Here is a 12,179-nt window from a genome sequence, read left to right as displayed (position 1 = left end):
ACGAACGATTGTTTTCCCACTTGCACCACCCTTTCGAAAAAGAGCAGGTCTTCCTTGTGGAAGAAGCCACCACTCAGATGAATCCGGCGTGTGCTACAAGCCCCGACAAGTCGAGTACACATGGATGGTTGACGCACCCACTAAGCTATGCGCGAAGCAACAGCCTTACATTTTTGCACTTCTAATAGAATCGGCGTTTTCACTTTAAGATTCTCTTCCAATTCTATAACTTTTGATTTTTTCAAGGTATTCAATGCACCGTTAATATCCGCATGGATACATGTTCCTATTTTACATTGGTACAGACCACGAGTCATTCGTTTGCCACTAAAGTGATAATACGTCTTATCATCCTTAGTCCAAACTGGAACCGGATCTTTATCAAGAAAACTAGCTTTTGAGGTATAGCTTTCTTCTTGTTTGAAAAATCGGATACCTTCTTTTATACATTTATTCTCAATTGCCGCAATCAGTTTATGAAACGGGATTTGAACAAAGTTTTGGTTATTCTTTTTCCCCATATCAGATTTTTGTTTCCAGCCAGCGTTATACCCTACGACAACCGTATCTATGTTGCATGCTTTCACTTTTTTGAACAACAAGCCTACCGTTTGTGAAATGTAACCATTTATTTGTCTTTCCCGTTTATGCCAAAGTGCAGCCATTTGATTCGTTACAACGCGTTTAGAGAGTCCATTCTCCACATTTTTCAGTTGCAGATTACGTATCATTTTGTTGAAGTACTGGTTAATGGATTTTAGTTTTTTTCCATCAATTAAAAATGCATCGCCTGTATTTGTTACACAACTTACTAATCTATCTACACCTAAATCGCAACTCAAAGCGTTATTCGTAGTCGTGGATGGTTTCTTCATTTGAGAAACGTGCATGTCATATGTGTAATGCACCTCAAAGAACCGACCTTTTTGCTTCGGTACAATCTCAATGTAGGAGATTTTTTTATTTCTTACGTTTTTCGGCATACGTATTTTAATAGAACCAAATTTTTTTCTAAATGCCACATTCATCGGAATCATCCAATACCCGTTATCATCCACTTTTGGAACTTGATAGATTTCAATGATTCGTTTGTCAGTGGAACGAGAATAATTCGGAAACTTAGGACAGCCTGTGAACTTCTCAGGATTTTTCTTCCACTGTTTCATTGCTTTAAAAAAGCTCTTCACTTCTGTAAATAAACTTCTACGAATCGCTTGAACAGAGTTGGATTGCATGCCCCAGTAATTCATATCGGTTTGCATGGCAGTATCCACTTCTTTTACAGTAGCCATTTTATTATGGTTCAAGTAACTTTGTTTAATGGTATACAATCCAACATTTCGCAACGCTTTTGAACTATGTGACATGCGCTGAAGTAAGCGAAATTCTTTTGCAGTCAAGCAAGCTCGCCCGAGATTTTGTTTTTGCGTGAGTCGTTGCATGTTTTCTCTTTTCTTTTGTTTACGTAATACCTTCACTGCTTTCTTTCTAGCCATTGTTGTCACCACCTTTCTTAGAGCGTTCATTAAAATTATTTTTGACAAATTAATATTTAGAAAGAAATGGAACAAGAACATGTTCTTCATCGTAATTCCTTTTGGATCAAGTAGCGGAATGATAATCATTATCCAATTTCGTTGTCTTACAATCTATTCCCTCTTCATCTACATTATATCGTAAGACAAAAAGAAACAAACATTCGCACTCAAAAAATTACTATGAGCGAAACAAAAGAGTTCAACCTACCTTCTGACGGCAATTCATCTCCACGTGAATTGCTGGGATTCACCCGTAACACAAATCAGATGGAGTCTTCTTCTAAAACGATTATGTCCATGTTTCTCAGCATGTGCGGCACCGTAGTGTACTGTTCCACCGTTAATTTTGGCATATAATTCACATGCACGATCCCAGTTACTAGAAACTTGCCCAACAGCTACGGTATGAGCTGTATAACCATTGCGTTTCAAATCTTCCTGTATATCATGAACACCATCACAATATTTAACCCCTAGCATTTCCTCTCTACCCCATCAGGCAAACCCGTTTACTAAAATGATCGGATAATTATTTTGTTGACTCTCTTCAGCGTATAATACTTTCGTTGCGAATGAACATACAGTCATCAAAGCAAAAAAACATATTTTTAAAAATAACTTCCCCATACTCTCTCTCCTAATAAAACGTTTACATTTGTTTAATTCACAGCATGCTATAATAACTTAAACAAAATGTAAAGCATTTTATATAGGTTGTATATATAGAAAATATATACAACCTATATAAATATTTACTTTTTACAATACAACTTGTAAATCTGTTTATTTGAATTTATAATTAGAAATAACTTCCTCATGTTAAAAAGATTTAATACCATAAGTAAACTAATTTCATCGCCTGAAAAGGAGGAAAAAGCATGCAAATTGGCTCAAATATTCATAGATTATCTCAACCTACTAAAATAACTCCATCTAACCTTGAGCATAATAACACCACTTCTACTAAACTGGAAGATAAAAAATCAAATGATCCAATCAAGTTTGATATTCGTTCATCTGAAAAAGAGATGAAACAACCTGCGCATAAATTTAACGAATTAGATTTATGGAAGATGTTAAAAGATAAAGGTGTTCCTTTATGGATTATACTTGAAATGTTACAAAAGGCCCGTAAAGAAAAGGAAGCTCAAGATAGTTCGGTTCAAAATCCAAATGTGATCGAAGAAACAAATGAGACTCGATTAAATGAAGTAATGTAAGTTATTTACATGGTATTAAAAAGAGTTCGAGGTTGATAAAGTTTCTATCAATCTCGAACTCTTTTTTAAGACTTTTCTCCAATCGTTACAAACTGAAATGATACTTCCCCTTGATGATCTTTAATTAACTTTTCTACTTTTACTTTTTCATTTATTAATGTATTATCTGTCGACATTTTAGGTTTTTCATCACCTAAAGACTTGTTCAGATGGAGAAGATGCATTTTCGTTTCATTTGCTTTTAATTCTTTATACACACTATCTTTTGCTACAATCACATACCATTGCGTTGGATATTTACGGGCGTTACCTATCCAAGCATCACTACCGTATTTAACAGCAATCTCCTGTCCCTCTAATTCAATACTTTTTAAATTTTTTTCATCTTCTTGTGCCAACAAAAGCGAGCCTTCTTTTGGTAACTTGGGTAACGTATCTATAGGTCTAAATTGGGATCCATTCTCTCTATGACGAAAAACCTTAGTTTTAATCAATGCTTGTGCTGTATATTCATTTAAAATTAATACTTGTCCTTTTCCAAATGTAGCTGTTTTCACAGAAAACACTTCATTTTCTTTCGTAATTTCCTGATAACGATTCATAATTGATAAAGTATTATTTTCATCTCCAATGATTAATACACCGTTAGCTGGAAATCTGTTTTCATTTTTAGAGCATGCACTTAAACTTATTAACATTAATATACTTAAAATGAAAATAGATAATATTTTCTTCATCACAGTTCCTTTCATAACTCAAATTATTTTTACATGCTTTTATGCAGTCTTACTTGCTCATATTCCCTACTGTTCCATAGTTTTATAAAGCTTTTGTAAATAACGCCAACGGGTTATATAGAAATATAAAACTTGTATACAGATAAATGTAATTAAAATTACAATGGAACTATTTAAAATAGAAAAATCGACTAATTGTTGCAATGCCATATAAGCAACCACTGTGTGTATTACTGCAATGATAATCGGTAAAAAGAACATTAATAATAACTGTCTCGTTACAACTTTTTTCAACTCTCGTTTACTTAATCCCATTTTCGAAATCATCTTATATTGTTGTTGATCGCGATCCAAATCAGTATATAACCGGAAGTAAATAAAACTAGCGGCAAACGTGAAGAAGACGATTCCAACTAAAACACTTGCCATAAGTAATAATCCATTCGTTTGTTTTGCCTCTAACAAACTTAAAGTCAAAGCTTGAAAATAGAAATTACCTTCCCTTGCATCTTCATCGAATATACTATTTAATTGATTTGAAATTTCTTTCGTCTTTATCCAGTCATCTACAACAAATCCGTATGTACGATGTTGAATAACTTCATCTTCTTGATTGATATTAAAAGGAATACCGTCATATACACGATCTTGAACTGCGATAAAAATACCGCTAGTATCATGTGGTAAAACTAAATTTTCCACAGCTTTTTTCACACGAAATGTCTTTATCCAATCTCCTTCAATGACTTCAATATTCTTTTTATAATCACCATTTTTAAATTCTTGTTTTTGCGATACCATTCCAGGGATTAGTAATATTTCATCTTCTTTTTCAATTGTTTCTTGTTGATATCCTAGTGCTCTCGCAAGTTCGTTATATTCACTTAACTTCATTACATATACATTACTTTCTGTATATTTATAAGAAGATGAAGCCGTTCGATATGGAATATTCGCATCAGCAAGATGTTTTTTTATAATAGAGAGATGTTTATCCACCACTTTGTCTTTTTCAGGTCCAACATATAGAAACGTATATGGGTTTGTCATCCTTACCAATTCTTTATTCCCAACAGCAGCTGTAGTTCCAATCGCTGTAAAAGCAACCGCTGAAATAATAGACACTATAAAAAACATCGTTGCATTATCTTTCATACGGTAAATTAATTCTGAAAACGTTAGTATATTGGTTCTCTTTAAAAAGAAAGATTCACTTCTTTTCGCAAGATGCAATATATAAACACTACATTGTGTATATAAAAAGTACGTTCCTATAATTACTAAGAGTACACCCATTACGAGTATAATAAAACTATGATTTTGAATAAAGCGAAATACTGAAATATATCCACACCCTATACTAATTAAAGAAAGTAACGATAATATTATTGAAGCTTTCGGTTCAGGCTTTGGCTTTTCTCCAGCTTGAATAAGTTCCACAAGTTCTGTTACTTTAACCGTTTTAAATGTAACTAACGAAACAATTAAAAATAAGACAAGAAACGTAAAAACTGTTAATAATACAGCCTGAACTGGTATATAAAAAGGTAAGCCATTACTAATCATTAATACACTGGCACTGATTAGTAAAACTAGTTTAGAAAATATGAGACCGATGAGGATCCCAATACAAATTGAGCCAAGTCCAATTAACATATTTTCAATTAACAATAACTTCTTAAGCTGTTTCATTGACATACCTTGCATCATTAAAATGCCAAATTCTTTCTTACGCGTTTTTAAAAACGAGCTCACTGAATATAGAATAAAGAAAAAAGAAAATACAAAAATCAAACCTTGGGATATTTGAAATCCTAACGTACCAAATGTACTTATTGTTTTACTTGTCGATTTCAACTCCCCCTGTAAATCCGGATGGAATAATAAAAGTGCATACGTAAAGAAAATCATAATCGAAAATGCACTACTTAAAAAATGGGCTGCATATGTACGCTTATTTCGAAAAATATTATTAAATGCGAACTGACGAAAAGTCATGCCTTTTCCCTCCTAACAAAGAAAGGACATCCATAATCTTTTGATAAAAAGTTTGCCGACTTTCACCACGATAAATTTCGTTATATAGTTGACCATCTTTAATGAAAATTACCCGGCTGCAAAAACTAGCTGCATACGGATCATGTGTAACTAACATCATCGTTGCCTTTTCTTCCTTGTTAAGCGTATCAAGCATCTCCATTACATCATTTGAAGATTTAGAATCTAAATTCCCGGTTGGTTCATCTGCAAGTAATAATTGCGGCTTATGAACAATTGCACGAGCGATTGCTGTTCTTTGAGCTTGTCCCCCTGATATTTCAAACGTTCTTTTATTCAATATATCTGTAATATTTAATTTCGCTGCAATTTCTTCTACTCGTTTGTTCATTTCTTGTACAGAAACACCATCTAATGTCATCGGCAATACGATATTTTCCTTCACTGTAAGCGTGCTAAGTAAATTAAATGATTGGAATACAAATCCTAATTGCTTTCTACGGAATAAAGCTAAATCTTCGGATGATAATTGAAAAGGATTTGTACCATTTATTACTATTTCTCCTGAGGATGGGGAGTCGATAGTAGATACCATATTTAATAACGTTGTTTTTCCACTACCTGATGGCCCCATGATCCCTATAAATTCACCTTCTTGAATTGATAAATCAATATCCACTAATGCTTTAAAAGGTATTTTCCCTTTATATACTTTACTAATATTTTTCGCATGTAAAATTTCCATTTCTATTCTCCCTTCATTTGCACTTCTCATAATAGAGTGTAAATGAATTGTCTTATAGCTCATATTGATTCATCTTTCATTTATCTTACACGCTTGTAAGATTTCTGAAAAAACTGATAATAAAACTATTTACAAATTAAAATTAACGCATAACTATCTTATAATAATTGTATAGTGATAGAAAATACAATTGTATATCAAATCTTTATTATAAAAACGAGAAAAGACCGATTGCTTGATCGGTCTTTTACTTCCCAAAGTTATATTTTTAACTAATGCCTTTAGTTGAAATTTTTTTGAGATACCCTTTTTTATTGTCTTCCACTTTATAATAACCTCTACAAAAAATTGATTTCTTCGGTTTAATCGCAATTAATAATGAATTATATATATCTGAAGCAGAAATTATTGCGTTTATCCAACATACAAATAATAAGATTGATTTAATATTGCCTGATACAAAAGATGATATAATGGCCGGTATTACCGATAGTACAATAATAGGAAAACTCATAAAGATCCAAAATCTCGCTTTGGATAGAATTGCATTCGTATTTAGCCAAAAAAATATTCCACTACAAGTTAAGCTAATATCACCTTTATTATTTATAACAATAATGTGTAGGCATTCATGAATAATGAAGACCAAAATGCCTATGATGATGAGATATAATATATTAAGATCGGTGAAACTTGCTCCAAAATAATGCGGTATTAGAAAAATAATGATTTGAAGTACATATACAAACTTCATATAATGTTTTCGGTGCCAATCATTTTGTATAAAAGGAGTCCATTCTGACAAATCCATACTTATTTGTGGTAAGTGACGAAACCAAATGATAATACGCTTTCCCCCCATTTAAAATTTCATATTTTAAAACATGCAATCCACTTACACTCAATCATTAATTTTAAATGCAAACCTTTGCTGCCTTCACTTTTGCCGTGCATTCTTCTACTAAATCATGTGTAGGATGATTTGAGTAAGAAATTAGTGTTTTCATAGATACATATATTCGACAAAATTCCCCAAATACCTTTTGGATATACTGTTTATGAAATAGTTCTCGCATGTACTACTTGCTACATTTGTTTTTGGTGAAACGCACATCCAGAATCTACACATAATTTGGTTAACTAGTACTTTAAAATGCAAAAAAGCTTAGAATTTTAACTCTAAGCTTTTTGCATTGCATGATCCCCTTTAAAGAGCACTATTTTTTACCCATTCGGATTTACTCAATACATAATGATTATAAATTTGGTTTTCTATCGTCTGTTGACTCAAATAAACGAACCCGCATTTTTCAATCACTTTATTTGACGGTACGTTATTAATTAATGCAATTGCGTTAAGGACATCCACATTTGTATTTTCAAACAAATAGCCGATCAAGCCTTGTGTCGCTTTCGTTGCATATCCATTATTATGATATTCACTTGAAACAGCATACATAATTTCTCTATTCGGTGCAGGAAGCTCATCTTTCAGACTTGTGCAGCACCATCCAATAAATTCATTTGTGGTTTTCTTAAATATTCCTAGCCTCAATATGTGATCATCTATGTTAGTCGTAGTTCTCACTGCATCAAGAAATGCTTTGTTTTCTGGTATTTCATCATTTGTAACCCAATTAACTCGTTGTTCTTTCGTTGATTTCCAGTCGGGTAAAAACTTTTCTATTTCTGGTTGATTTGCTATTTTATAAATACTCTCTGCATCTTTGACCGTAAACTCTTGTAGGTATATATCACCACAATCTATTTTAAATAACTTAGTCAAACTCTCTTTTCCCATATTAATCCCCCTTATTTACGTTAAAGCGCCTTGATCTGCTTCGTAAGCTCCATAAACCGTTCGTCCAGTTCTTTATATTCTTTGTCTTTAGAAGTTAAAAAGCTTAATTTACCTAATACTTCTTGTCTCTCTGTTTCTAACGTTAAACGTAGCTCTTCAATTTCATCTCTTGTTTTTGTAGGTTCTTCTAGCTGCTTTTGTATCGTATTGTTTAAAAACACAAGTTTTGCGCTTGTTGTTTTCTCCAGAAAATATCGATCGTGAGAAACAATAATGAGTGTTCCGTTATACTCAGCTAATGTATTTTCAAGCTGTTCACGTGAAGGTAGATCAAGGTGATTCGTCGGTTCGTCTAAAATAAGTACATCTTTTTCATCTAAAATATAAGCCATGAGCTTACATTTCACTCTTTCCCCCATACTCATATACTCAATTGGCTCTTTCCATTGAGAAGCTTGGAACCCTAAATGTTTCATTAAATTTTGGACTTTTCCTCTTTCTTCAAATGTCTCTTTATAAAATAAATCTTCTGGTGTTTTATCAAGCGGTAAATCAAATACTTCTTGTGTTAAATATCCAATGTTTGCTGATGGTGAAATCCATACTTCTCCTTCGGTAGTTTCTGTTCCCATAATCATCTTCAGTAAAGTTGTTTTTCCGCTACCGTTTGGTCCAATCATCGCAACTTTCTCACCGTGCTGAATTGTAAAATTAACGTTTTCAAATAATGTCCGATTATTAAATTCTTTCCGCAATTGTTTTACTTCTAAGAAACGTTTTCCTACTTTTTTACTCGCTTGAATGGCAAATTCAACTGAATACTCTTCTTTCACACGTTCTACCTTTGTTTTCTCCAGCTCTTTTTCGAGGCGTTTTCGTTTTGATTTAACTTGCGCGTCCATTCGCTTTGCCTTTACACGATAAAATTCTTTCACTCCTTCTTGTTTTGTAGACTGTGCATGTGCCTTTTGTGACCATGAACTTAATTCTTTAATATGTGTTTCTACTTGTTCTATCTTTTTTTGCTGTTTTTCATATTCACGCTGCTGCGTCATTCTTTTATGTTCACGTGCTTTCATATAACTCGTATAATTCCCGCTATGGTCAATTAATTTCTTATCCTCAATTGACCATATTCTAGTTGCGACAACATCTAAAAAGTATCGGTCATGCGATACGACGATAACTGTACCTTTCATATTTTTGATTTGTTTAATGAGAAATTCCGTACTCATCTCATCTAAATGATTTGTCGGTTCGTCTAATATTAAGACATTAGGATTTTCGGCAAATCCTTTTGCTAATCGAACTTTTAGCTTTTCACCACCACTTAAAGTTAGAAAATCGTTCGTTGGCACGCCCCATTTTGCAAGAAGTTCGGCTTCTTTTGCAATCATATCCTTACTAACAAAAAATTCTTTTTCTTGTTCAACATATGCTGTTGTCATATTCATTTGCATCCATTCAACAGTACCTTTTGATGGTTCAATTTTCCCATTTATTAATTGAAGTAACGTTGATTTACCAGCCCCGTTTTTACCGATTAATCCGATAACATCCCCTTGCCTTACTGTCACATTCATTTTCTCTAACAAAGTGTTTTCCTTTATTTCAACATAAACATCATTTAATTTTAATAGTTCTTTCATAATACCGATCCCTTTCATTAAGGGAGAATAAAAAAATCCTCCCAAATAAATTTGGCAGGATTAGTCGTTAAAATATTTATACCCAAATAAGCTATTGCGCAACATAAATAGCAATACCGTTGTATGGAAATTGGGCAGACTAATCCTATTTTTTAGAAATTGAAATTTATTTAATTTCAACATTTAAAAATAAGATTAGTTAATCATCGTCCACCCATCATTCCTTTCCGTCGTTAGTAACCATATTGTACCATGATAGTACTGTATGAGTAAATGCCATTATATGTGCTATTATAAAGATTGTTTTCTTCTAGGTCTATTTATCATTTCTTAACTTCAAATTGAACAAGCATACTTTATTTTAAGATTCCCCTAATAATCCCCTTCTAAGCACGCCCTCTTATATAAATTTTATATAACTGTATGATTAATTTTATATTATACATACTACATTTCAGTTTTTATAATAAAGTTATCATTTTTAAGGAGGGATTCTACAATGGAATTTAGCAAACTCGGAAACAGTGGATTAACAGTAAGTAAGATTGCATATGGGAACTGGATAAACCATGGGGGAAAAGTAAATGAAGATACTGCAAATGAATGTGTGAAAGCCGCATTAGATGTTGGAATTACAACGTTCGATACTGCAGATGTTTATTCGGACACTATTGCTGAGGAAATACTTGGTCGTTCTTTGAAAGGAATACGCCGAGAAAGTATAGAACTTTGTACAAAAGTATGCCATCCGACCGGACCCGGGAAAAATGATCGTGGATTATCACGAAAACATATTATAGAAAATTGTAATGCATCGTTACAACGGCTACATACAGACTACATTGATGTCTATTATGCACATCGATTCGATACAGCAACTCCTCTTGAAGAAACGATGTTAGCTTTCTCAGATCTTGTAAGACAAGGTAAAGTCCTTTATTTAGGCGTAAGTGAATGGACCTCGGGGCAAATTACACGCGGTGCAGCACTTGCCCGAGAATTGAATATTCCTCTTATTGCTAGTCAGCCTCAATATTCGATGTTGTGGCGAGTGATCGAAACAGACATAATACCTACATGTCAACGTGAAGGACTTGGTCAAGTTGTTTGGTCTCCCCTCGCACAAGGCATTCTCACTGGAAAGTATCAACCGGGCAAACCAATCCCTACCCAATCACGAGCTAATTCAGATGCGGGAAAACCGTTTTTTAACAAACTCGTACAACGTTGGATGAGTGATAATGTACTTAATGCTATACAAAAACTTAATCCTATTGCACAAGAAAATCATCTCACCCTACCTCAACTTGCAGTTGCTTGGGTACTACAAAATCCAGCTGTTTCCTCTGCTATTATTGGCGCTTCCAATCCGGAGCAAATAAGAGAAAATGTAATTGCTTCTAGTGTTACATTGTCACCTGAAATTATGGGTCAAATTGATAGTGTGCTAAAAGGTTTCATTGAGTATGATTCAAGTAAAACAGGTTGATTGATTAGTGACTTAACAATAAATATAGTATCTTTCCAAGTTCATTACTGCCCATCCAACAAGATGGGCCTTTACTTTTCAAATTCAAGTTGTGAAGTCTTATAAATCTCTCTAACAACTGCTAAAAAGTTCTCGAGTACGATAGACTTTTCATCTTGTCTCCATCCAGCGTATAAGTTTATCTCCGGTGTATGTTCCTGAATGTCTTTATACGTGACTCCCGATTTTTTATAACTTTCCACCGAAGATGGAACGACAGAAATCCCCATTCCTGCTGCAACTAAATTTACAATCGTCTGCATTTGAATTGCTTCTTGAACAATATTTAAACTTACTCCATGTTCCCAAAAGTAACTAATAATTAAATCATAAAAGTTAGTACCGAAATGACGAGGAAATAAAACAAATGATTCATCTACTAGTTCTCTAATAGGAATATTGGGTAACGAAACTAATGGGTGATCTTCATGTAAAACCAATTTTAAACGTTCTTTAGAACAAACTTCAGAATACAATATTTCATTATTCTGCTTAGAACGAATAAATCCAATATGAATTTGTTTTTCATAAAGTGCCTTTACTTGCTGGTCTGTTGTCATCTCGCGTAATATAAGCTGAATTTTAGGAAACCGCTCTCGAAAGGTTTTTAATATGTTTATAACCGTTTCTGTAGAATCGACAAAACCGATGATTATATGTCCGATCTTCCCTTCATCCGCGAGCTGTGTTTCTTTAATGGTTCTATCTACTTGAAGTAACGTTTGCCGCGCACCTTCTAAAAAGATTTTCCCCGCATCAGTAAGTTCAACCATCCTTTTTGTCCTGTGAAGAAGTTGAACACCTAATTCTTCTTCCAACTTTCGAATTTCTTGACTTAAAGGTGGTTGTGCCATCATAAGACGTTCTGCCGCACGACTAAAGTTTAATTCTTCTGCCACTGTTATGAAATATTTCATTTTACGAATATCCATTACAATCCCCCCAACATTCACAACTAGCAAA

Annotated in this window: 10 protein-coding genes and 1 pseudogene; 2 read left to right on the top strand and 9 right to left on the bottom strand. The window is 33.4% G+C overall.

What is annotated here, in order from left to right:
- Positions 1–140 precede the first annotated feature (140 nt).
- Complete coding sequence (locus MHB74_RS12630) at positions 141–1,496, bottom strand: RNA-guided endonuclease TnpB family protein (protein ID WP_098374477.1); 1,356 nt, start codon at positions 1,494–1,496, stop codon at positions 141–143.
- A gap of 318 nt (positions 1,497–1,814) precedes the next feature.
- Positions 1,815–2,165, bottom strand: a pseudogene (locus MHB74_RS12625) (lipase-like domain-containing protein); the annotation flags it as partial.
- Positions 2,166–2,416: 251 nt separating this feature from the next.
- Here MHB74_RS12625 and MHB74_RS12620 point away from each other — a divergent pair.
- The gene (locus MHB74_RS12620; protein ID WP_061680212.1) at positions 2,417–2,758 is read left to right on the top strand and encodes a DUF3914 domain-containing protein; all 342 of its coding nucleotides are present in this window, start codon (positions 2,417–2,419) and stop codon (positions 2,756–2,758) included.
- A gap of 65 nt (positions 2,759–2,823) precedes the next feature.
- On the opposite strand, the gene MHB74_RS12615 is transcribed toward MHB74_RS12620, so the two are convergent.
- From MHB74_RS12615 to abc-f, 6 genes are all read right to left on the bottom strand, one after another.
- On the bottom strand, positions 2,824–3,495 hold the full coding sequence (locus tag MHB74_RS12615) for a lipoprotein BA_5634 family protein (protein WP_061680213.1): 672 nt from the start codon (positions 3,493–3,495) through the stop codon (positions 2,824–2,826).
- Between the two features lie 66 nt (positions 3,496–3,561).
- Positions 3,562–5,493, bottom strand: a complete 1,932-nt coding sequence (locus MHB74_RS12610) for an ABC transporter permease (RefSeq protein ID WP_061680214.1) — start codon at positions 5,491–5,493, stop codon at positions 3,562–3,564.
- A complete protein-coding gene (locus tag MHB74_RS12605) occupies positions 5,468–6,238 on the bottom strand; it encodes an ABC transporter ATP-binding protein (RefSeq protein WP_061680215.1) in 771 nt (256 codons plus the stop codon). The genes MHB74_RS12610 and MHB74_RS12605 overlap by 26 nt, the downstream gene beginning before the upstream one ends.
- A gap of 268 nt (positions 6,239–6,506) precedes the next feature.
- Positions 6,507–7,049 carry a DUF3267 domain-containing protein gene (locus MHB74_RS12600; RefSeq protein WP_061680221.1) on the bottom strand — a complete coding sequence of 181 codons (543 nt, stop codon included), beginning with the start codon at positions 7,047–7,049 and terminating at the stop codon, positions 6,507–6,509.
- Positions 7,050–7,445: 396 nt separating this feature from the next.
- The gene (locus tag MHB74_RS12595) at positions 7,446–8,039 is read right to left on the bottom strand and encodes a GNAT family N-acetyltransferase (protein ID WP_061680216.1); all 594 of its coding nucleotides are present in this window, start codon (positions 8,037–8,039) and stop codon (positions 7,446–7,448) included.
- Positions 8,040–8,059: 20 nt separating this feature from the next.
- Positions 8,060–9,688, bottom strand: a complete 1,629-nt coding sequence (abc-f, locus tag MHB74_RS12590) for a ribosomal protection-like ABC-F family protein (RefSeq protein WP_061680222.1) — start codon at positions 9,686–9,688, stop codon at positions 8,060–8,062.
- 499 nt (positions 9,689–10,187) lie between these two features.
- Here abc-f and MHB74_RS12585 point away from each other — a divergent pair, with 499 nt between their 5' ends.
- Positions 10,188–11,177, top strand: coding sequence for an aldo/keto reductase family protein (locus MHB74_RS12585; RefSeq protein WP_061680217.1), 990 nt, complete (start codon positions 10,188–10,190; stop codon positions 11,175–11,177).
- Between the two features lie 71 nt (positions 11,178–11,248).
- Here MHB74_RS12585 and MHB74_RS12580 read toward each other — a convergent pair whose 3' ends face one another.
- Positions 11,249–12,148, bottom strand: coding sequence for a LysR family transcriptional regulator (locus MHB74_RS12580; RefSeq protein ID WP_061680223.1), 900 nt, complete (start codon positions 12,146–12,148; stop codon positions 11,249–11,251).
- Between the last annotated feature and the right edge of the window lie 31 nt (positions 12,149–12,179).

Source organism: Bacillus sp. FSL K6-0069 (assembly GCF_038007785.1).
GTDB lineage: Bacteria > Bacillota > Bacilli > Bacillales > Bacillaceae_G > Bacillus_A > Bacillus_A mobilis.
Note: the sequence above shows the minus strand (reverse complement) of the source record. Positions and strands in the feature narration are given on the sequence as shown.

Bases quoted from the DNA above. Each gene is read 5' to 3' on its own strand.
- MHB74_RS12630 (WP_098374477.1), bottom strand. From the start codon at position 1,496: ATGGCTAGAAAGAAAGCAGTGAAGGTATTACGTAAACAAAAGAAAAGA.
- MHB74_RS12620 (WP_061680212.1), top strand. From the start codon at position 2,417: ATGCAAATTGGCTCAAATATTCATAGATTATCTCAACCTACTAAAATA.
- MHB74_RS12615 (WP_061680213.1), bottom strand. From the start codon at position 3,495: ATGAAGAAAATATTATCTATTTTCATTTTAAGTATATTAATGTTAATA.
- MHB74_RS12610 (WP_061680214.1), bottom strand. From the start codon at position 5,493: ATGACTTTTCGTCAGTTCGCATTTAATAATATTTTTCGAAATAAGCGT.
- MHB74_RS12605 (WP_061680215.1), bottom strand. From the start codon at position 6,238: ATGGAAATTTTACATGCGAAAAATATTAGTAAAGTATATAAAGGGAAA.
- MHB74_RS12600 (WP_061680221.1), bottom strand. From the start codon at position 7,049: ATGGATTTGTCAGAATGGACTCCTTTTATACAAAATGATTGGCACCGA.
- MHB74_RS12595 (WP_061680216.1), bottom strand. From the start codon at position 8,039: ATGGGAAAAGAGAGTTTGACTAAGTTATTTAAAATAGATTGTGGTGAT.
- abc-f (WP_061680222.1), bottom strand. From the start codon at position 9,688: ATGAAAGAACTATTAAAATTAAATGATGTTTATGTTGAAATAAAGGAA.
- MHB74_RS12585 (WP_061680217.1), top strand. From the start codon at position 10,188: ATGGAATTTAGCAAACTCGGAAACAGTGGATTAACAGTAAGTAAGATT.
- MHB74_RS12580 (WP_061680223.1), bottom strand. From the start codon at position 12,148: ATGGATATTCGTAAAATGAAATATTTCATAACAGTGGCAGAAGAATTA.